Source organism: Xanthomonas sp. LMG 12459, from assembly GCF_009192905.1.
GTDB lineage: Bacteria > Pseudomonadota > Gammaproteobacteria > Xanthomonadales > Xanthomonadaceae > Xanthomonas_A > Xanthomonas_A sontii.
The window spans coordinates 45,126-64,333 of sequence record NZ_NSGT01000023.1 but is presented as its reverse complement, the minus strand read 5'-3'; the positions used below and the strand labels follow the sequence as shown (position 1 = coordinate 64,333).

Annotated in this window: 20 protein-coding genes; 14 read left to right on the top strand and 6 right to left on the bottom strand. The window is 69.3% G+C overall.

The annotated features are described in order from the left end of the window. The first annotated feature begins 374 nt into the window (after positions 1-374). From CEK65_RS06160 to CEK65_RS06105, 12 genes are all read left to right on the top strand, one after another. Positions 375-1,082 (top strand): response regulator transcription factor, encoded by a 708-nt coding sequence (locus CEK65_RS06160; RefSeq protein ID WP_017908858.1) that lies wholly within the window; start codon positions 375-377, stop codon positions 1,080-1,082. After that, positions 1,079-2,503, top strand: a complete 1,425-nt coding sequence (locus CEK65_RS06155) for a sensor histidine kinase (RefSeq protein WP_152181110.1) — start codon at positions 1,079-1,081, stop codon at positions 2,501-2,503. The genes CEK65_RS06160 and CEK65_RS06155 overlap by 4 nt, the downstream gene beginning before the upstream one ends. Continuing rightward, positions 2,500-3,930: an efflux transporter outer membrane subunit gene (locus CEK65_RS06150; RefSeq protein ID WP_152181109.1), complete on the top strand. Its 1,431-nt coding sequence runs from the start codon at positions 2,500-2,502 to the stop codon at positions 3,928-3,930. The genes CEK65_RS06155 and CEK65_RS06150 overlap by 4 nt, the downstream gene beginning before the upstream one ends. Then, positions 3,930-5,063: an ABC transporter permease gene (locus CEK65_RS06145; RefSeq protein WP_150408943.1), complete on the top strand. Its 1,134-nt coding sequence runs from the start codon at positions 3,930-3,932 to the stop codon at positions 5,061-5,063. Before CEK65_RS06150 ends, CEK65_RS06145 begins: the two co-directional genes overlap by 1 nt. Further along, complete coding sequence (locus CEK65_RS06140) at positions 5,060-5,824, top strand: ABC transporter ATP-binding protein (RefSeq protein ID WP_017910965.1); 765 nt, start codon at positions 5,060-5,062, stop codon at positions 5,822-5,824. Before CEK65_RS06145 ends, CEK65_RS06140 begins: the two co-directional genes overlap by 4 nt. Further along, on the top strand, positions 5,821-6,720 hold the full coding sequence (locus CEK65_RS06135; protein WP_152181108.1) for an HlyD family efflux transporter periplasmic adaptor subunit: 900 nt from the start codon (positions 5,821-5,823) through the stop codon (positions 6,718-6,720). The genes CEK65_RS06140 and CEK65_RS06135 overlap by 4 nt, the downstream gene beginning before the upstream one ends. A gap of 92 nt (positions 6,721-6,812) precedes the next feature. Continuing rightward, complete coding sequence (locus CEK65_RS06130; RefSeq protein ID WP_152181107.1) at positions 6,813-7,640, top strand: alpha/beta fold hydrolase; 828 nt, start codon at positions 6,813-6,815, stop codon at positions 7,638-7,640. After that, positions 7,640-8,002: an EamA family transporter gene (locus CEK65_RS06125; RefSeq protein ID WP_017914162.1), complete on the top strand. Its 363-nt coding sequence runs from the start codon at positions 7,640-7,642 to the stop codon at positions 8,000-8,002. Before CEK65_RS06130 ends, CEK65_RS06125 begins: the two co-directional genes overlap by 1 nt. After that, a complete protein-coding gene (locus CEK65_RS06120) occupies positions 7,999-8,397 on the top strand; it encodes a DMT family transporter (RefSeq protein ID WP_152181106.1) in 399 nt (132 codons plus the stop codon). The genes CEK65_RS06125 and CEK65_RS06120 overlap by 4 nt, the downstream gene beginning before the upstream one ends. After that, positions 8,387-9,634: a DegT/DnrJ/EryC1/StrS family aminotransferase gene (locus CEK65_RS06115; RefSeq protein WP_152181105.1), complete on the top strand. Its 1,248-nt coding sequence runs from the start codon at positions 8,387-8,389 to the stop codon at positions 9,632-9,634. Before CEK65_RS06120 ends, CEK65_RS06115 begins: the two co-directional genes overlap by 11 nt. Positions 9,635-9,726: 92 nt before the next feature. Then, the gene (locus CEK65_RS06110; protein ID WP_226975048.1) at positions 9,727-10,491 is read left to right on the top strand and encodes a hypothetical protein; all 765 of its coding nucleotides are present in this window, start codon (positions 9,727-9,729) and stop codon (positions 10,489-10,491) included. 15 nt (positions 10,492-10,506) lie between these two features. After that, positions 10,507-11,007: a hypothetical protein gene (locus CEK65_RS06105; protein WP_152181104.1), complete on the top strand. Its 501-nt coding sequence runs from the start codon at positions 10,507-10,509 to the stop codon at positions 11,005-11,007. A 183-nt stretch (positions 11,008-11,190) separates the two neighbouring features. On the opposite strand, the gene CEK65_RS06100 is transcribed toward CEK65_RS06105, so the two are convergent. Continuing rightward, entirely contained in the window at positions 11,191-12,072 is an 882-nt protein-coding gene (locus CEK65_RS06100; RefSeq protein WP_152181103.1) for an arginase family protein, read from the bottom strand. A 1-nt stretch (position 12,073) separates the two neighbouring features. Beyond that, positions 12,074-13,141, bottom strand: a complete 1,068-nt coding sequence (locus CEK65_RS06095; protein WP_017912332.1) for a GNAT family N-acetyltransferase — start codon at positions 13,139-13,141, stop codon at positions 12,074-12,076. Between the two features lie 112 nt (positions 13,142-13,253). On the opposite strand from CEK65_RS06095, the gene CEK65_RS06090 reads away from it, so the two are divergent. Together CEK65_RS06090 and CEK65_RS06085 are read left to right on the top strand one after the other, a co-directional pair. After that, entirely contained in the window at positions 13,254-13,529 is a 276-nt protein-coding gene (locus CEK65_RS06090; RefSeq protein ID WP_010342598.1) for an acyl carrier protein, read from the top strand. A gap of 6 nt (positions 13,530-13,535) precedes the next feature. Further along, a complete protein-coding gene (locus tag CEK65_RS06085; RefSeq protein WP_152181102.1) occupies positions 13,536-14,774 on the top strand; it encodes a beta-ketoacyl-[acyl-carrier-protein] synthase family protein in 1,239 nt (412 codons plus the stop codon). Positions 14,775-14,839: 65 nt separating this feature from the next. On the opposite strand, the gene CEK65_RS06080 is transcribed toward CEK65_RS06085, so the two are convergent. The 4 genes from CEK65_RS06080 to CEK65_RS06065 all read right to left on the bottom strand — a co-directional run bounded on the left by CEK65_RS06080 (position 14,840) and on the right by CEK65_RS06065 (position 19,202). Next, positions 14,840-16,195, bottom strand: a complete 1,356-nt coding sequence (locus CEK65_RS06080; protein WP_198526533.1) for an aminotransferase class III-fold pyridoxal phosphate-dependent enzyme — start codon at positions 16,193-16,195, stop codon at positions 14,840-14,842. A gap of 122 nt (positions 16,196-16,317) precedes the next feature. Continuing rightward, positions 16,318-17,010, bottom strand: a complete 693-nt coding sequence (locus tag CEK65_RS06075; protein WP_152181100.1) for an MtnX-like HAD-IB family phosphatase — start codon at positions 17,008-17,010, stop codon at positions 16,318-16,320. 551 nt (positions 17,011-17,561) lie between these two features. Next, a complete protein-coding gene (locus CEK65_RS06070; protein ID WP_152181099.1) occupies positions 17,562-18,548 on the bottom strand; it encodes an MDR family oxidoreductase in 987 nt (328 codons plus the stop codon). A 36-nt stretch (positions 18,549-18,584) separates the two neighbouring features. Continuing rightward, positions 18,585-19,202 carry a TetR/AcrR family transcriptional regulator gene (locus CEK65_RS06065; protein WP_255424510.1) on the bottom strand — a complete coding sequence of 206 codons (618 nt, stop codon included), beginning with the start codon at positions 19,200-19,202 and terminating at the stop codon, positions 18,585-18,587. Positions 19,203-19,208: the final 6 nt, after the last annotated feature.

The following is a 19,208-nucleotide window of genomic DNA, read 5'->3' as shown; positions in this document are numbered from 1 at the left end:
CCGATCGCAGTGGCGCTGCGCCGATCCGTCGGCGCCTGCGGGAGCGAAACGTGGCCGGCGAATCGAGATCCGTTCGATTCCGTGCGAGCCGTCTCCCTGGCGCGGGAGCGGTGACGTTGCCGACCCGTTCATGATGCCGCGGCCCCGGAGGCGTGAGGATCGGCGGATGCCGCGGCCGACTATAGGATTTTTCCTACCCGGCGGATCAGGACCGGCGAGCGCGCAGCGATGTCATGGATGATAATGGTCATCACCGCATCGCAGAATCTGGATACACACTCCATCGAAGCTACATCGACGTATGTGAACGTAGTGACTTCGCCGCCGCCGATTACGACGGTTTTCCCACATCCCCGTTGCAAGCATTTCGCATCATGCGCATCCTGGTCGCCGAAGACGATACGTCCATTGCCGTTGCATTGCGCGACTCGCTCGCCGAGTGCGGCCACGTAGTGGACCATGTCGGCGACGGTGCCGCCGCCGAGCGCGCGCTCGGTAGCGAAAGCTATCAACTGCTGGTGCTGGACCTGGGCCTGCCGCGCCGTGACGGGCTACAGGTGCTGCAGCGCCTGCGCGCGCGCCGCGACGAGATCCCGGTGCTGGTGGTGACGGCGCGCGATGCCGTGGAAGACCGCATCCACGCGCTCGACCAGGGCGCCGACGACTACCTGATCAAGCCCTTCGAACTGTCCGAGTTCCTCGCCCGCACCCGCGCGCTCCTGCGTCGCAGCAGCAGCGGCGGCGTGCCGGAACTGGTGCTGGGGCAGCTGCGCATCAACCTGGCCGGGCGCCGGGTGTGGCTGCAGGACCAGCCGCTGGACCTGACCGCGCGCGAGTTCGCGCTGCTGGAGACCCTGCTGCTGCGCAGCGGGCGCGTGGTCAGCCGCAGCCAGCTGACCGAAGCGCTGTGCGACTGGCAGCACGAAATCACCGACAACGGCCTGGACATCTCCATGCACCGCCTGCGGCGCAAGCTGCACGGCGCGGGCGTCGGCATCCGCACCATCCGCGGCCTGGGCTATCTGCTGGAGGAGTCGCGCGCCGCCTCACCGGCCGCCGACCACGCACAGATGCCGCAGTGAGCGCGACCGCGGCCGCGCAGTCGCCGGCATACCGCCACCCCAGCCTGCGCCAGCGTCTGCTGGCGTTCCTGCTGATTCCGACCATGCTGCTGATGCTGGTGGTGTCGGCACTGTTCTACCTGCTGATGCTCAAGTACACCAATCACGTCCACGACATGGACCTGAAGGAGGACACGCAGGGCCTGGCGAATGCGGTCAACGACCCCGGCGAGCGCATGCCGCTGACCCTGCAGGCGCGGCAACTGCTGGAGTACAGCAGCGACGGCCGGGTGTTCTTCAAGCTCGACAGCCGCCGCCATGGGGTGATCAGCGGCAGCACCCAGCCGATTCCGGCGCATCCGGATCCGGCCGAAGTCGGCCGGGTGATGCTGTACGACGACCGCATGGACAACGGCGTGCCGGTGCGTGTGGCCAGCCTGTTGCTGCCTTCGGCGCTGGAGCCGGGCGACTGGCTCACCGTGTCGGTGGCCGAGACCCTGGACGACCGTCACCGCCGCGCCCGCGAGATCCTGGTGCTGATGCTGCCGACCGAACTGCTGCTCACCTGCTCGCTGCTGGTACTGGTCTGGCATGGCGTGCGGGTCGGCCTGCGCATGCTGGAGCCGGCGGTGCGGCGGCTCGACGACAGCCAGCGCGACCTCAGCCCGGTATCCGGCCCCGACATCCCGGTGGAGATCGTGCCGCTGACCCAGGCCATCGACGGCCTGCTCGGCCGCCTCAAGCACATGATGGCGCTGCAGGAACGCTTCCTCGCCGACGCCGCGCACCAACTGCGCACGCCGCTGGCCGGGCTGAGCATGCACGTGCAGCGCGCCCAGGCCAGCCAGCGCCCGGAAGACACCGCGCAGGCGCTGCAGCACATCCGCCAGCTGACCGACCGCGCCACCCGCACCTCCACCCAGCTGCTGGCGCTGACCCGCACCCAGGCCCCGCGCGAGAGCATCCGCCCGCTGCTGCCGCTGGATCTGGCGCAATGGCTGCCGCAGGCGTTGGCCGAGCGCATCCCCGACGCCCTGCACGCCGGCGTGGACCTGGGCTACGACGGCGGCGACGACGACGCGGCTGCGGCCTGGGTCGCCGCCGACGCCTATGCGTTGCGCGAACTGCTCGACAACCTGCTGGACAACGCGTTCCGCCACGCCGCCGGCCGTGTGGTCACGGTCAGCCTGCGGCGCGATCCGCTGTCCGTGCGCCTGGCCGTGGACGACGCCGGCAGCGGCATCGACGAGGCCCTGCTGCCGCGCCTGGGCGAGCGCTTCTTCCGCGCCCCGGACGCGCCCGAAGGCGGCACCGGCCTGGGCCTGGCGATCGTCGCCAACATCGCTGCCCGCCACCACGCCACGCTGCGCTACCGGCGCTCGGCGCTGGGGGGCCTGCGTGCGGAGCTGGACCTGCCGGCCGGCGCGGAGCCGCAGGCATGAGCCGGAGCCGGATCCGCCCGGCCAGCGTGCTGGCGCTGGCCGCCGCACTGGCCCTGGCCGGCTGCGCCAGCACGCCGTTGCCGGACCTGCCGCAACAGTCGCTGCCCGCGCGATGGAGCAGCCCGACGCCGCAGGCCGCGGTCCCGCGCCCACCCGGCACGGCCTGGTGGCAGGACTTCCACGATCCGCAGCTCGACGCGCTGGTCGCGCAGGCGCTGCGCGACGACCTCAACGTCGGCCAGGCACTGGCCAAGCTGCGCGCGGCGCGGCGCCTGGATACCGTGGCCGGCGCATCGCAACGCCCGCAGCTGCGTGCGCGCACCCTCGACCCGATCGACCCCGACGCCAGCGCCTCGTTCCTGGTGGTCGGGCTCGACTCGGAATGGGAGTTGCCGCTGTTCGGCCGCGGCGAGGCGACCCGGCGCATGGCCCGCGGCGATCTGGACAATGCCCAGGCCGACCTGGCGCAGGTACGCGCGGCGACCATCGCCGAGGTGACCCGCAACTGGATCGACCTGCGCCACGCGCAGCAGGCCGAGCGGCTGCAACAGGACGTCGTCGCCGCCCGCCAGCGTCAGGCGACCCTGCAGGCGACGCTGGTCGACCTGCATCTGGCCACGCCGGCTTCCGCGGCGCAGGCGCAGGCCGCCGCACTGCAGGCGCAAACCGCCCTGGACGAGCCGCGCGATGCCGCCGCCGCAGCCGCGCGGCGCCTGGCGGTGCTGCTGGGCCGCGACACGCCCGACCCGGCATGGAGCACGGCCGCGGCCAGCGCCGCGCCGACGGCGTTGCAGATCGCCGCGGTCGACAGCGTCCCGGCCGACCTGCTGCGCCGGCGCCCGGACATCGCCACGCGCGAAGCCGAGGTGCTGAGCGCGGCCGGCGCGCTGGATCTGGCCCGCGCCGATCAGTACGGCAGCATCGGCCTGGGCGGTTCGATCCGCTGGTCGACCACCCTGCTGAGCCATCGCCGCACCGCCACCCACGGTATCGCCTCGTTCGGCCCGGTGATCGACATTCCGCTGTTCGACTGGGGCATCCGCCATGCCAAGGCCAAGGCGCGCGGCGACCTGCTGGAAGCGGCCACCCTGGCCTACCGCCAGACCGTGCTGGAGGCAGTCAACGAGGTCGAGGACGCGCTGACCGCACTGGAACAGCAGCGGCGCAACGTCGAGACCCAGCAGCAGGTGCTGCAGGCACAGCAGCAGGCCAGCGAGGTCGCGCAGCAGCGCCGGCGGCTGGGCCTGGGCAGCGACCTGGACGTGGCCACGCAGCAGGCCGCGCGCGACCAGGCCGCCCTGGAACTGCTGGAAGCGCAGCGCCAGCGCGACCTGGCCTACGTCGCCCTGCACACCGCACTGGGCAGCGCCACTGCGCCGATCCCCGGCACCGGCGCCGTCAGCAACCACGAAGGCGCGCAGCCCTGATGGTCGCGCTGGCCCGCCAGACCCTGCGCTACGAGTGGCGCCGCTTCCTGCCGGTAGTGGTGTCGGTGGGCTTCGCCAGCCTGTTGCTGCTGCTGCAGACCGCGCTGGTGCTGGGCATCTTCGGCAGCGCCAGCGTCTATGTGTCCGGCTCCGATGCCGACCTGTGGCTGGGCTATCCCGGCACGCAGAGCGTGGACCAGGGCCGCGCCATCGATCCGGACGCGGCCGCGCCGCTGTACCTGGACCCGCGGGTGGCGCAGGTCGAGCCGTTCATCTGGTTCGACGGCGACTGGCGCGGCCCCGGCGACACCGGCGCGGTGTCGGTCTACATCTCCGGCATCGACACCCGCGACGGCGGGCTGATGTTCTCCCGTCTGCTCAGCCCCGCCCTGCGCGCGGCGCTGCGCGAACCGGACACCGTGGTGGTGGACCGCGCGGAACTGGACAAGCTCGGCGTCGGCGTCGGCAGCAGCGCGCGCATCAATGGTCATCGCGTGCGGGTGATCGGAGTCGGCCGCGGCCTGCGCGCGCTGGGCGGGGTCAACGTGCTCGCCTCGCTGGACACCGCGCGCGCGCTCAACAGCGACACCGCGCATCCGGACTGGCCGACCTACATGGTGGCCAGGCTGCGCCCCGGCGCCGACCCGCAGGCGGTGGCGCAGGCGATCGACAGCGCGGTCACGCGGCCGCGCGTGGAAGCCTGGAGCGCCGACGATTTCGCCCGGCGCAGCATCCTGTTCTGGATGTTCGACACCGGCGCCGGCTCCGGCGTGCTGTTCCTCGGCGGCATCGTGCTGCTGGTCGGCGTGGCCATCACCAGCCAGACCCTGCTCGGCACCGTGCTCGGCGCCGCGCGCGAGTACGCCACGCTCAACGCGCTGGGCGTGAGCATGCGCAACCTGCGCTGGGTGGTGCTGGAACAGGCCGCCTGGGTCGGTGCGCTGGGCCTGATCGGCGCCAGTGCGCTGGGCGCGACGCTGGTCGCGCTGGCCCGCGCGCACGACGTGCCGGTGGCGTTCAACGCCAGCGGCTGGGGCCTGTGCGTGTGTGCGGTGATGCTGCTGACCGTGGTCTCGGCCCTGGCCGCGCTGCGCGGGCTGCGCCGCGCCGATCCGGCGTTGCTGCTGCGATGAGCCGCATCGTCGCCCCCGCCGCGCTGCACCCGGCCGCCGCCACCCTCAGCGGCAGCGGACTGTGCAAGAGCTTCGTCTCCGGCAGCCTGCGCACGCCGGTGCTGCGCGACGTGGAACTGCAGGTGTGGCCGGGCGAGCTGACCCTGATCTCCGGCCCGTCGGGCTGCGGCAAGAGCACTCTGCTGTCGATCCTCAGCGGCCTGCAGCGCGCCGACGCCGGCCGGGTGCTGGCGCTGGGCGAGGAACTGGGCGCGCTCGGCGCCACCGCGCTGGAGCAGTTCCGCCTGCGCCACACCGGCTTCATCTTCCAGGGCTTCAACCTGTTCCCGGCGCTGTGCGCGCTGGACCAGGTGCGGCTGCCGCTGCAGTACATGGGCCTGGCCCCGGCCGAAGTGCGCAGCCGTGCAGAGGAGGCGCTGGCCGAGGTCGGCATCGCCCACCGCCAGCACCTGCGCCCGGCCGAACTGTCCGGCGGCGAGAAGCAGCGCGTGGCGATCGCCCGCGCGCTGGCCAAGCACCCTGCGCTGCTGTTCGCCGACGAACCCACCAGCGCGCTGGACGCCGGCAACGGCCAGATCGTGATCGACCTGTTGCATCGCATCGCGCGCCGCCACAACACCATGGTGCTGTGCGTGAGCCACGACCCGCGCCTGATCCGCCATGCCGACCGCGTGCTGTCGATGGAGGACGGCCGCATCCTCGACGACCGCCGCGTCAACGCGCCGCCCTCGCCCCTGCCCTCACGGAATCCCGCACCATGAAAGCGTTCGCCGCCGCGCCCCTGCTGAGCCTGCTGCTGGCCGCATGCGCGCCCTCGGACCGCACGCCGGCCCCGGCGCCGGCCGCCACCCCGGCCTACCTGGCGGTGGCGCGCGGCCGCATCGATGTGGAAGGCGGCGTGCTCAAGCTCGGCCTGCCGGTCGCCGCGACCCTGCGCGAGGTGCCGGTGCACGAGGGCGACGCGGTGCAGAAAGGCGCCGTGCTGGTCGCCGGCGACGACCGCGCCGCCGCGGTCGAGCTGGACATCGCCCGTACCCGCGCGCAGGCCGCGGCGACCCACCTGAAACAACTGCAGCAGCGCCTGCAAAGCGCGCAGCAGAAGCAGCGGCGGCTGGCCGAGGCCGCGCGCCTGGGCGCCGGCGACGGGCAGACCGCCGACGATGCCAGCGACGCGGTACAGAGCCTGGCCGACGCGCTGGACACCGCGCGCAGCGACGCGGCCCTGGCCGACGCGCAGGTGCGCGCGGCAGAACTGCAGCGCGCGCAGTACCGGCTGCAGGCGCCGGTCGCCGGCCGCGTCCTGCAGCTGTCGGCCGCGGTCGGCGCGCGCAGCGAGGCCAACGCGCCGCTGCTGACCCTGCTGCCGGACGCGCCGCGCCTGGTCCGCGCCGAATTGAACGAAAGCTATGCCGGCAGCGTCACCCCGGGCATGGCCGCCGAGGTCATCAGCGACGACGGCCGCCAGACCGTGCTCGGCCAGGCGGTGGTGCGTTGGCTGGCGCCGGCCTACGGCCCGACCCAGTTGCACGACGACGCCACGCCCGCCGGCAACGACCGCAGCGTGGCCTGCGTGCTGGCCTTCACCCAGCCCTCGACCCTGCGCCTGGGCCAGCGCGTGCTGGTGCGCTTCCGCAACCAGGCCGCGGCCAAGCATTGAGCTTGCACGCCGCCGCCGCGGCGAAAGGCTGCTGAAACGCGCAGCGGCGACCCTGCACGGATTGCCGAGACTGCGCAGCCGCGCCCATTCACATGATCCAATCTGCCGAGTTCCACTTCGAAGGCGGCCGCAATGGCGTGCTGCTGATCCACGGCCTGACCGGCACGCCCAGCGAAATGCGCCTGCTCGGCAAGAGCCTGAACCGCGAAGGCTTCAGCGTCCATGGCGTGCAGCTGGCCGGCCACTGCGGCGACGAGGACGATCTGCTCGCCACCAACTGGCGCGACTGGTACGCCAGCGTCGAGGCGGCGGCCGCGCGCATGCGCCCACAGGTCGACCGGCTGTTCGTGGCCGGGCTGTCGATGGGCGCGGTGCTGGCACTGCGCCTGGCGCAGGAGCGTCCGCAATGGGTGGACGGCGTCGGCGTGCTCGGCGCCACCTTCCGCTACGACGGCTGGAACATCCCCAAGCGCGCGCGGCTGGCGTTCCTGCTGCCCTGGTTCAAGCGCCTGGGCATCGGCAAGCGCCGCATGTTCCTGGAAGAGCCGCCGTACGGCCTGCGCGACGAGCGCATCCGCGCCCAAATCAGCAGCGCGATGCTCGGCGGCGACAGCAGCGCCGCCGGCCTCCCCGGCAACCCCTGGCACGCCCTGGCCGAGATGTACCTGCTCGCGCGCGCGGTGCGCCGCGACCTGTCCAAGGTCGTCGCGCCATGCCTGGTCGCGCACGCGACCGAGGACGACATCGCCGACCTGCGCAATGCGCGGCTGGTGATCGCCAACGTGTCCGGGCCAACGGAGCTGCTGCTGCTGCACGACAGCTATCACATGATCACCCTGGACCGCGAACGGCGCGTGCTCGGCGCGCGCCTGGCGCAGTTCTTCGCCGCCCTGTGCGCGCCGCAGCAGGCCGCCGCCTGATGGCGATGACCGGCTCGGTAGTGGGCATCTGGCTGGCGACGGTGGCGCTCGACACCGCCGGCCAATTGGCCTTCAAGTATGTGGCCAGCCACCCGCAGGGCACCGGCATGGCGCGCTGGCAGCGCATGGCGCGGCAGCCGCAGCTGTGGTTCGGCGTGGCCTGCTACGTGCTCGAATTCCTCGCCTGGACCGCGTTTCTGTCGCTGGTGCCGCTGGGCCGCGGCGTGCTGCTGGGCTCGATCAACATCGTGGCGATCATGCTGGCCGGGCGCTGGCTGTTCGGCGAACGCCTGGGGCGCATGCAGGTGGCCGGCATCTGCCTGGTCAGCGCCGGCGTGGCCGTGGTGGGGCTGGGCTCATGAGCCGGCCGCCGCTGCATCGCTATGCGGTGGGCTTCGCCCTGCTGCTGAGCTTCGACACCCTGGCGCAGATCGGCTTCAAGCTGGCCGGCACGCACGCGTTCCCGCCGCAAGCCGAACTGGCGTGGGTGCTGCGCCTGCTCGGCAGCCCATGGCTGTACGCCGCGTTGCTGGGCTACGTCGGCGCGTTCTTCACCTGGATGAAGCTGCTCGAGCATGCGCCGATCGGCCCGGCGTTCGCCGCCTCGCACCTGGAGGTAGTCAGCGTGATGCTGCTGTCGGCCTGGTGGTTCAACGAACACATCGGCCTGTTGCAGGCGCTGGGCGCGGCGCTGATCGTCGGCGGCATCGTCTGCCTGGCGATCGGCGAGCGCGCGGATCCCGCCGATGCGCACTGAAATCCCACCGACCGCCGGCCTGCCGCTGCAGTGGGGCGACCTGTGGCCAGGCCGGCCGCGCGAACGCCTGGCCAGCGCGCTCGGCCTGCCGCAGGCCCTGCTGACCTGCTCGGGCACCGCCGCGCTGATCGTGGCCCTGCGCACCCTGACCGCGGCCAACCGGCGCCGGCAGGTGCTGGTATCGGCCTATACCTGCCCGCTGGTGGCGCTGGCGGTGGCGCACTGCGGCCTGCAACTGGTGCTGTGCGATCTGCTGCCCGGCTCGCTGGAACTGGACCCGGTGCAGCTGGCGCAGCGCTGCGGCAGCGACACCCTGGCCATCATCGCCACCCATCTGGGCGGGCGTCTGATCGACCTGGCGCCGCTGCGCCGCGCCGCCGAAGGCTGCGGCGCGCTGCTGATCGAGGACGCGGCGCAGGCGCTGGGCGGCGTGCATCCCGACGGCCGCCCGGCCGGCCTCGGCGGCGACATCGGCTTCTGCAGCCTGGCCGCCGGCAAGGGACTCACGCTGTACGAAGGCGGGCTACTGATGTCGCGGCATGCGCCGCTGCAGCGCAGTCTGGCCGACACCGCCGCGCGCCTGGGCCAGCGCGACTGGCGCTGGGAACTGCGCCGCAGCCTGGAACTGCTCGGCTACGCCGCGCTGTACCGGCCGCAGCCGCTGCGCTGGGCGTACGGCGCACCGGTGCGCCGCGCGCTGCGCCGCGGCGACCGCATCGGCGCGGCCGGCGACCGCTTCGGCACGGCCATCGCCCAGCACGCGGTCGGCGCCTGGCGCGAAGGCGTCGGCGTGCGCGCCAGCGCGCGCTGGCCGGCATTTCTTGCGCAGATCCGCGAACAGGGCCGGCGCCGCAGCGCACGCCTGGCCAGCATCCCGAGCCTGAGCGTGATCGCCGATACCCCCGGCGCCCAGGGCAGCTGGCCGATCCTGATGGTGCTGCTGCCCGATGCGGCCGCACGCGAATCGGTGCTGGGTGCGCTGTGGCCGCGCGGACTCGGCGTGGCGGTGCCGTTCGTGCATGCCCTGCCCGACTACGACTACCTGGACGGCATCGTCGAACGCACGCCGATGCCCAACGCCAGCGACTTCGCCGCGCGCTGCCTGAGCATCAGCAACAGCCCCTGGCTGGACGAGGCGCGCTTCGAGACCATCGTGGCCACGCTGCACGCGGCCTGCGCCGTTTCCTGTCAGAAACTAGCGCCCGTGGATATTGCGCTTGCTGGTGTCTGCGGATAATCTACACGGCTAAGAGACGCGTAAAATTATTACAAAAAAACGCGCTGAAGTTAATGTAGACCCCTGAATTTAAAGAATTATCTGGAGAAAAAATGAAAAGGACTATTTGGCTAGCCGCCACTGTGGCATTCGCCAGCATTGTTGCAATATTTTTCTTTCAAAAGAAAGAAAACAATGAAAATTCGCTCAGTCAGGCACAGCTTACAAACTCCGCTGAATCCAGCGAAAAATCATTAAAGCCCGAAATTTCAGCGACTGGAAAAGAAGAAGAAAAAAGCGGGCCATCGAGACCTGCAAAAAAATCCATAAGGCACCCGTTCCCCGAAGTACCGCAAACACGAAGAGGAATGAGCTTCGAGAACGATCCATTTTTTGCAGAAAGCAAAGCCGAACAGGCTTGGCTGGATCGCCACGGCTACCCCAATGAAAAACAATGGGAGGCCTATATGACAGCCCCGGAAGCTCTTTTGAAAGAAGCAGCAGACGCCGGAGACATGGCAGCGAAGGCAATATTGGATGCGCGCTTGTTGCCAACCGATCAACAGGCACAGCAACGCCTCATAGACGCAGGCGCAGAAGGAAATCTTTTTGCCCTAAATATGCTTGCCTCCTATCAAGGCGGAGCATCCAATGGAGATCCAGTTGCAGCCTATGCTTTGTCCCGCGTTTTAGAAATGCGAGGAGATACCCGCGCCGGAATCACCAGAGACGCAATGATTACAAAGCCATTATCAACCCAACAAAGGACATTAGGAGAGTCGGAAGCATTGCGAATAAATGACGCGATCGACAATATTTACAAGTCGAAATATGGAATAGATCCAAAATTAGACAAGCGCCCCATTGGCGCACAGTAAATCCACAAAAAAGGAATGAATTTTATGCAAAAGAAATATGGAATTGCACTACTATCTTTTAGTGGAATCATGGGTGTAGCACTAGCATGTTCCGAGCTCCCCATGCCCCCATTGCCACCGATTTCGGTAACTCTAGGCGACCTACCAAAGTTCAGCGACTACTCCAACCCGGCAAATGCCGCCTTTATGTCGAAACTCGATGCATCTGCATCAAAAGTTCTCGGCGAAGGCATATGGGTAAACAACTCCTACAAAGGCTATGTCGCCTACACATTCAAAATGCTGATGCACTCAGGGCGAAATATTGTCTATATTGAAAAGCCGTGTGGCAAAACCGCAAAGGAAGTGGCCAAGGAGCTGCAAGATCAAGCTTCGAATAATAGTGGTGGTGGTGGTGGCGGCGGCAATGTAGGCAGTGGTAGCGGTGGCGGCATCCTAATTGGAGGCGGCTGCTATGGAAGCTGCGGGGGAAAAATGCCAGTTGTCGACGTAGGCCCCCCAGAGCAAACAAGTTAATCCACCCAGTGGTTTAGCGTGCAAAACGGCTTCATAGCCAAGCACATCGAATTGACATGTCGGGGCCGACGAATATGTCGCCCCGGCGTTTTGGCAACCCTCTTATACAGCAGTGCCTTTTGATAGGCGCTTCGAGCAGATTCGAACCACCTTCATCCAAAACAGCGCGCGCACCTCAATCAATCATTTAGATACGCTGACCACGTCCAGCGCCGCCAGCAGCCGCAGGTTCAACGCGTGCTGCTGCGCCTGCCACGCCGACAGGTCCGCCGGCGACGGCTCGGGTTGCGCATCCAGCGCCGCCAGCTTGCGCTTCCACCATTGCGGGTAATGGGCCAGCGAGACTTCGCCGGTGATGTCGCTGCCGCACACCTGCCCGTGCAACGCCTTGATCGCCTGCAGCAACTGCGGTATGCGCAGTTGGCCCTGGTCCCAGTTGGTGCGCACGTCCTGCGGATCCAGCACGTCCTTGTCCAGCGACAGATAGGTCGGCATCGGCGTGCGCCGCAGGTGCTCGACGAACGCGTCGCTCAGCGCGCTCACGCTGTCGAAGCCGCGCACCGCCTGGCCCAGGCCCAGCCGCCGCGCCCAACCCACGTCCACGCCGCTGCACCAGTAGCGCAGCTTGCCGCGGTACAGCGGCAACAGGTGGTTTTCCCAGGCATGGCCAGGGCCGACGTCGCCGGAGGTGATGCCGGCCACCTCGACCTGCGCCACCTGCGGCAGCGCGGCGATGCGCCGCACCCACGAGCCGCAGTGCACGCCGAACGGGAAGCGCATGTTGTCCGGATGGTTGTCGAACACCACCACCCGCAACGGCGCCTGCGCGCGCTGCGCCAGGCGCACGATCAACGGCAGGCTCAGGTGATGGAAATCGCCGCTGCCCAGCAGCACGGTGCCGTACTGCGCCGGCAGCGCCTGCTCCAGCGCCGCGCCGAAGCGGCGCAGCCGCGCCATCGAGCAGGCGAAGCGCAGACCATCGCACCAGTCGCGCAACGGCAGGCGCACGGCGCCGGGTACTGCGCCCAGCGAAGCGTCGAGATCGAGCAGGACCGGGGTGCGCATCTCAGTCCTCCTCGGCGGTATCGGCGGCCGGCCCGACGTCGTCGGATTCGAACAGCGGCCGCAGCCGCCGCAGCACGGCGCGCAGCAACGGATTGCGCAGGTACACCGCATGCCAGGTGTAGGTGAAGCTGGCGCCGAGCTGGGCCTTCACCTCCGGATCGGTCCAGCCGGCGACGTAGGCGGTGAGGCCATGGCGGCAGGCATAGTCGAGGTTCTCGATCCAGCTCAGCGCGTACAGGTTGTGGTCGCGCGCATCCGGGTAGTGCAGGCCGATGTACTTGTCGATCAGCCGACCCTCGTGCACGTAGCACAGATTCCAGCCGATGATGCGGCCCTGGTGCCGGTACACGAACACCTGGCCGCCCGAGTCGGCGTCGGTCAGCAGCGCGTCGAAGAACGGTTCGGTCAGCAGGTCGAAATGGATCTCGCTCTGCGCGTACACCTCCTGGTACAGCGCATAGCAGTGCGCGCGCAGCGCCGGGTCGGCGAAGGCCGGGCCGGTCGGCAGCACCTCGATCTCCAGATCGGCGCGCGAGCGCAGCTTGCGGCGGATGTTGCGCCGGCGCCCGCGCGAGAGCCGCGCCAGGTACTCGTCGGTGGAGGCGAAGTCGATCGGCACCCAGGCCAGCGCCTGCCCGCGCAGCAGCACGTAGCCGTTGCGCTCGCAGGCGTCCAGGAACGCCTGCGCCCAGGCGTTGTCGGCCTCATCCAGCAGCGGCGAGCGCTGCGGCACGTCCTTGACGATCATCAGCGCGCGGCGCCGGCCCAGTTGCGTACGCCACTGCCGCGGCAACTGCACCGGGTCGGCCGCGCGCGGCAGCCAGGCGTATTCGCTGACGGTGCTGCCGACGAAGCTGGTGCGCGGCCGCAGCAGGCGTTGCCACAGCCGCTGCAGCGGCAGCCGCGCCACCTTCGCGCGCAGCGCGGGTTCGGCGGTGGTGAGCAGGTCGAAATCGGCCTCGAAGGCCGGCACCCCGTGCTCCAGGGGCTGGATCAGGAAACCGGCTGGCGGGTGCTGCAGGAACTGCCGCTGCAAGGCCTGCGGCTCGAGTTGGTTGACGAAAGGCATCTGCAAGATTGATCGTCTAGCGTGGAGAATGGATGCTGCGGCCCAGGCCGCAGCGTGCGATCCACCGGCGGCGGGCGCCGCACGGTGGCCCTTCATTTCGCGGAGCACTGCCATGACCCCGTCCATCGAGTCGCAAATCCACAGCATCGTCGCCAAGCATGGCGAGATCGACCCGGCGCGCCTGACCCCCGATGCCAAGCTGCAGGACCTGGGCGTGGATTCGCTCGAGGCCATCGAAATCCTGTTCGACATCGAAGAACACTTCGACATCACCTTCCCGCAGCGCGACCCGAACCTGGACGACGGTTCGCTCGGCAAGCTGGTGCAGGCGGTCGAGGACGCGCTGGCGGCCAAGGCGGCGGCCGGCGCGGCGCAACCGGCGCACTGACGCGCCATGGGCGCCTCCCCGCACGCGCGGCGCGTCGTGGTCACCGGCATGGGCGCGGTCAGCGCGCTCGGCCTGGGCGCCGAGGCGCTGTGGAGCGCGATGCGCGAGGGCCGCAGCGGCATCGCCGCCCTGCCCTCGCCCGATCCGCTCAGCACGTTGAAGATGCGCGTGGCCGCGACCCTGCAAGGGTTCGCTCCGGATGCCACGCAGACCGGCGGCATCGCCCCCGGCCAACTCGACCGCATGACCCAGATGGCGCTGGTCGCCGCCCGCGAGGCGATCGCCCAGGCCGGGCTGCCGCACGGCGATGCCGCGCTCGGCGCGCGCTGCGCGGTGGTGGTCGGCACCGGCGTCGGCGCCGAACTCAGCCGCGACGAACAATCGCGCCGGCTGTACCGCGACCAGGCCGAACGCCTGCATCCGCTGACCATCGTGCGCAGCATGGCCAACGCGCCGGCCAGCCAGATCAGCATCGCCTTCGGCCTGCGCGGCCCGGCCTTCGCCGTCTCCAGCGCCTGCGCCTCGGCCAATCACGCCTTCGCCCAGGCCGCGCTGATGGTCCGCCATGGCCTGGCCGACGTGGCCATCGCCGGCGGCAGCGAAGCCTGCCTGAGCCTGGCGCTGATCCGCGCCTGGGAAGCGATGCGGGTGGTCAGCGACGACACCTGCCGGCCGTTCTGCGCGCAGCGCAGCGGCCTGGTGCTGGGCGAAGGCGCCGGGATGTTCGTGCTGGAAAGCGCCGAGCACGCGGCCGCCCGCGGCGCGCTGCCGCTGGCGGAGCTGGCGGGATTCGGCATGAGTTCCGATGCCGGCGACATCGTCGCGCCCAGCGTCGACGGCGCCGCCACGGCGATGCGCCTGGCGCTGCAGGATGCCGGCCTGGCCCCGGAACAGATCGACTACATCAACGCCCACGGCACCGGCACGCAGGCCAACGACCGTTGCGAGACCAAGGCGCTGCGTCAGGTGTTCGGTGCGCATGCCGAGGCGCTGGCGGTCAGCTCGACCAAGGCGGTGCACGGCCACGCGCTCGGTGCGGCCGGCGCGCTGGAACTGGTGGCGGCGATCGGCACGCTGCGCGAGCAGGTGGTCCCGCCCACGGCCAACTTCCTCGATGCCGATCCCGAATGCGATCTGGACTACGTGCCCAACCAGGCGCGCGCCCGCAACGTGCAAGCGGTGCTGAGCAATTCCTTCGCCTTCGGCGGACTCAATGCGGTGATCGCGCTGCGCGCGGCGGGCTGAAGCGCCCGCCGCCGCAAACAACGGCGGGAGGCAACGCGAACCGCGCGCGTCGTCTCCCGCCCGGCTCATGCGACCTGCTTGGCGCGGGTCAGCAACTGGTCCAGCAAGGACAGGCCCAGGTCGATCTCTTCGTGGCTGATGTGCAGCGACGGCGCCAGCGTGATCACGTTCTTGTAGTAACCGCCCACGTCCAGGATCAGGCCGATGCGCTTGCCGTTGTGGCGCAGCTCGCCTTCCAGGCCCATGTCGACCATGGTGTCGAGCAGCTTGCGATTCGGCGTGAAGCCGTCCGCCTGGCAGATTTCCGCACGCAGGGCCAGGCCCAGGCCGTCGACGTCGCCGATTTCCGGGTGGCGCTTCTGCAGGTCGCGCAGGCCGTCCAGGAAGTGCGCGCCCTTGGCCATCACCATCGACTCGTAGTCGGTCTCGGCCAGCATGCGCATGGTCTCCAGGCCGACCGCGGTGCCCAGCGGGTTGGAGGCGAAGGTGGAGTGGGTCGAACCCGGCGGGAACACGGTCGGGTTGATCAGTTCCTCGCGCGCCCAGATGCCGGCCAGCGGGTTCAGGCCGTTGGTCAGCGCCTTGCCGAACACCAGCACGTCCGGGGTCACGCCGAAATGCTCGATCGCCCACAGCTTGCCGGTGCGGAAGAAGCCCATCTGGATCTCGTCCACCACCATCAAGATGCCGTACTTGTCCAGCACCCGCTTCAGGCCGGTGAAGAAGTTCGGCGGCGGGATCACGTAGCCGCCGGTGCCCTGGATCGGCTCGACGTAGAACGCCGCGTACTCGCACTGCCCGGCCTTGGGATCCCACACGCCGTTGTACTCGGTCTCGAACAGGCGCTCGAACTTGGCCACGCACTGCTCGCCGTACTCTTCCTTGGACATGCCCTTGGGGCCGCGGAAGTGGTACGGGAATTCGATGAACTGGGCGCGGTCGAAATGACCGAAGCGACGGCGGTAGCGGTACGACGAGGTGATCGCCGAGGCGCCGAGGGTACGGCCGTGGTAGCCGCCTTCGAACGCGAACACCAGGCTCTTGCCGGCGCTGGCGTTGCGCACCAGCTTCAGCGAGTCTTCCACCGACTGCGCGCCGCCGACGTTGAAGTGCACGCGGCCCTTGCGGCCCCACTTGCGCTCGGCGTCGACCGCGATGGTCTTGGCCAGCTCGATCTTGGTCGGGTGCAGGTACTGGCTGGCGACCTGCGGCAGGGTCTCGATCTGACGGGTCAGCGCCTGATTCAGGCGCGGATTGGCGTAGCCGAAGTTGACCGCCGAGTACCACATCTGCAGGTCCAGGTACGGCACCTCTTCGGTGTCGTACAGGTAGCTGCCGTCGCAGCGGCCGAAGATGCGCGGCGGCTCGCTGTAGTGCACGGTGTCGCCGTAGGAGCAGTACTGGGACTCGTCGGCCAGCATCTGCGCATCGCTCAGCGCGCGCTGGTGGTCGGCACCGGTGCGCAGCAGCGCCTCCGGATCGGGCGCGGCATCGCCATGCAGCGGTGCGAGCGAGGAAAGCGAAACATTCCGGTTCATCGGGATCAGGCTCGTTGGGTGACGGGAAGCGGGAAGGACACGGTGGTGGTCGCCGGCACCGCCAGGTCGGGCAGCAGGGCGATGGCGTCGTCGAAACCGGTGATCGCGCAATGGGCGATCCCGTTGGCGCGGCAATGACGCAGCAGCCCGTCCTTGGCGAACACCAGGTCGGCCTTGCCGGCCAGGCAGAAATCGGAACGGCCGTCGCCGATCAGCAAGGTCGCGCGCTCTGGCGGCTGCTGCGCCATGACCGCGCACTTGCAGGTGCCGCTGGGGCAGTCCGGGCGCGCATGCGGCGAGGCCATGCGCCATTCGCCCGCGTCGGTACGCAGCAGGCGGTTGGCGATGATCGGCAGGTGGTGCAGGCCGTGGCGGGCCAGGATCCGGGCGATGCCGTAGTCCAGGCCGTCGCTGACGATGCTCAGCGGGATGCCCAGGCGTTCGGCCAGCGCCACGAAGCGCACGAAGGCCGGGTCGATCCGCACCGCATCCAGCACCCGGTGCAACGCATCGACGTCGCCGTCGAGCAGCGCGACCTGCTTGCTCATGCACTCGCGGGCCCCGATCCGACCGGCGACCCAATCGTCTTCCAGCTCCTGCCAACCGGGGCGCCCGAGGTGCTCGAGCAGGCTGTCGGTCACGTCCCGCAGGGACACGGTACCGTCAAAATCGCAAAGGATGTTCCATTGGGCGCGCAAGGTGGCTCTCCGGCTGATGGGGGCAGAGCCTAGGCACGCTGTCTTTCGCACTCCTTTCGGCGAGGTGAAAGAAAGCGGAGCGTTCACATTGGGCGTGGTAAGTAGGCGCCTGCTCGGCACGGACGCGCGGAAGCGTCAGCCCGGTCCAGGACGCGACGACGCCCGCGTCAGCTCCCAGGCGTTCCGCGGCGCAGTTGCGCGTGGTTTCGGCGGAAAAGCTTGCAAAGAGGGAGATTCGTCGAAGACGGCGATGCGGCCACTCCGGGGCCCGCCTTCGGGACGTAAAGCGACGTCCATCCCAACGCCAAGGCGCCTCAATGCGTGCCGGGCAGTGGCTCATTGCCATCACGCAACCAAGCCGCACCGCCGCCCACCATCCATTGCGGATGGGGACCGGCAGCGCGTCCGCATGCGAAAACGGCTGCGCCTCCAGACAGACGGCCTCCAGGAAACATCACGCCGCCGGCACCGACCTACCGGCGCAGCGGGCTGACAGACGGCTTGCGCGCGGCACCGCGGTCGAGGCTCGCCACCGAGACCAGCCCCTCCCCTCAGCGATTGACGTCCACCACCAAGCGTCCGCGCACCTTGCCGTCGAGCAGATCGCGAGCGGCGCCGATGGCCTCACCCAGGCCGATGTCGCGGGTGATGGCGTCGAGCTGTGACAGGTCCAACTCCTTCGCCAGCCGCGACCATGCCTCGATGCGCTCGTGCCTTGGACGGGTGACGCTGTTGATCCCCAGCAGGCTGACCCCGCGCAGGATGAACGGCGCGACGGTGGCGGGAAACTCCATGCCCTGCGCCAGACCGCATGCCGCCACTGCCCCATCGGCGCGCGTACCGGCGCATACGTTGGCCAGGGTGTGGCTTCCGACCGAATCAATCGCTGCGGCCCAGCGCTCGGCCTGCAGCGGCTTGCCTGGTTGCGACAGCGTCGCGCGATCGACGATCTCCTGCGCGCCAAGCGCCTTCAGATAGTCCGCTTCCTGCGGACGGCCGGTGGAGGCGATCACGCGGTAGCCGCGGCGCGCCAGCAGGGAAATGGCGAAGCTGCCGACGCCGCCGTTGGCGCCGGTGACCAGCACCTCGCCATGCTCGGGACGCAGGCCGTGGCGCTCCAGTGCCAGCAGGCACAGCATGGCCGTGTAGCCGGCCGTCCCGATCGCCATCGCCTGGCGGGCGCTCAGCGCCTGCGGCAAGGGGATCAACCAATCGCCGTCCACGCGTGCGCGCTGGGCCAGGCCGCCCCAGTGTTTTTCGCCCACGCCCCAGCCGTTTAGCAGCACCGCATCGCCGACGCGATAGGCCGGATCTTCGCTGTGCAGCACGGTACCGGCCAGGTCGATGCCCGGCACCATCGGGAAGCGGCGCACCACGCTGCCCCCTTGACCGGTGATGGCCAGGGCGTCCTTGTAGTTGAGCGTGCTGTACGCGACCTCGACGGTGACCGTCCCCGGCGGCAGGGCCGCGTCGTCCAGCGGCTGCAGCGCGGCGCGATAGCCGGCATCGTCCTTGTCGATGAGGATGGCGTTGAACATGAGCACTCCTTGGATGAGAGAGGGAAGCAAGCCGATCTAGCCCGGCAGGCCGGCGAAGTAGCCCTGCGCGAACACCTGCATCGGCGCGACGCTGCACGCCAGCCGTGCGCGCAACACCGCGCCCTCCCAGCCGATCCAGAAGTACGCGGCAAGGGCATCGGCGTCGGCATGCGCGGCCAGCGCGCCTTCCGACTGCGCCGAACGCAGACAGTCGGCCACCCGCTGCTGCCAGCCCAGCAGCACGGCATCCAGACGCGCGCGGAAGTCGCCGGGCAGCGTGGTCACTTCCTGAGCCAGGTTGCCGACCAAGCAACCGCGCTGGAAGTCGAAGCGCTCCATGCCCTCCTGGGCGTCCTCGACGAAGTGGCGCAGACGCTGCAAGGCTGGCACCTCGTCGGCTTGCAGATGACGATCGAGCTTGCGCAGGAAATAGGCGTCGTACGCCTCGAGCACCGCCAGGCCGAAGGCGTTCTTGCTGCTGAAGTAGTGATAGAACGAGCCCTTCGGCACCTTGACGCGGGACAGCACGGCGTCGATCCCGGTGGCTGCAAAACCCTGACTAGTCAGCACTTCCATACCGGCGCGCAACAGCAGGTCGCGCGTGTCCTGCAGCGCGCGCTCCGACTTTGGCGGCCGCCCACGGCGAGGCTGCACTGACGC

What these genes read in the sequence shown, in the direction of transcription:
- CEK65_RS06160 (WP_017908858.1), top strand. Translation starts at nt 375, where the DNA reads ATGCGCATCCTGGTCGCCGAAGACGATACGTCCATTGCCGTTGCATTG.
- CEK65_RS06150 (WP_152181109.1), top strand. Translation starts at nt 2,500, where the DNA reads ATGAGCCGGAGCCGGATCCGCCCGGCCAGCGTGCTGGCGCTGGCCGCC.
- CEK65_RS06145 (WP_150408943.1), top strand. Translation starts at nt 3,930, where the DNA reads ATGGTCGCGCTGGCCCGCCAGACCCTGCGCTACGAGTGGCGCCGCTTC.
- CEK65_RS06140 (WP_017910965.1), top strand. Translation starts at nt 5,060, where the DNA reads ATGAGCCGCATCGTCGCCCCCGCCGCGCTGCACCCGGCCGCCGCCACC.
- CEK65_RS06135 (WP_152181108.1), top strand. Translation starts at nt 5,821, where the DNA reads ATGAAAGCGTTCGCCGCCGCGCCCCTGCTGAGCCTGCTGCTGGCCGCA.
- CEK65_RS06130 (WP_152181107.1), top strand. Translation starts at nt 6,813, where the DNA reads ATGATCCAATCTGCCGAGTTCCACTTCGAAGGCGGCCGCAATGGCGTG.
- CEK65_RS06125 (WP_017914162.1), top strand. Translation starts at nt 7,640, where the DNA reads ATGGCGATGACCGGCTCGGTAGTGGGCATCTGGCTGGCGACGGTGGCG.
- CEK65_RS06120 (WP_152181106.1), top strand. Translation starts at nt 7,999, where the DNA reads ATGAGCCGGCCGCCGCTGCATCGCTATGCGGTGGGCTTCGCCCTGCTG.
- CEK65_RS06115 (WP_152181105.1), top strand. Translation starts at nt 8,387, where the DNA reads ATGCGCACTGAAATCCCACCGACCGCCGGCCTGCCGCTGCAGTGGGGC.
- CEK65_RS06110 (WP_226975048.1), top strand. Translation starts at nt 9,727, where the DNA reads ATGAAAAGGACTATTTGGCTAGCCGCCACTGTGGCATTCGCCAGCATT.
- CEK65_RS06105 (WP_152181104.1), top strand. Translation starts at nt 10,507, where the DNA reads ATGAATTTTATGCAAAAGAAATATGGAATTGCACTACTATCTTTTAGT.
- CEK65_RS06100 (WP_152181103.1), bottom strand. Translation starts at nt 12,072, where the DNA reads ATGCGCACCCCGGTCCTGCTCGATCTCGACGCTTCGCTGGGCGCAGTA.
- CEK65_RS06095 (WP_017912332.1), bottom strand. Translation starts at nt 13,141, where the DNA reads ATGCCTTTCGTCAACCAACTCGAGCCGCAGGCCTTGCAGCGGCAGTTC.
- CEK65_RS06090 (WP_010342598.1), top strand. Translation starts at nt 13,254, where the DNA reads ATGACCCCGTCCATCGAGTCGCAAATCCACAGCATCGTCGCCAAGCAT.
- CEK65_RS06085 (WP_152181102.1), top strand. Translation starts at nt 13,536, where the DNA reads ATGGGCGCCTCCCCGCACGCGCGGCGCGTCGTGGTCACCGGCATGGGC.
- CEK65_RS06080 (WP_198526533.1), bottom strand. Translation starts at nt 16,195, where the DNA reads ATGCTGGCCGACGAGTCCCAGTACTGCTCCTACGGCGACACCGTGCAC.
- CEK65_RS06070 (WP_152181099.1), bottom strand. Translation starts at nt 18,548, where the DNA reads ATGTTCAACGCCATCCTCATCGACAAGGACGATGCCGGCTATCGCGCC.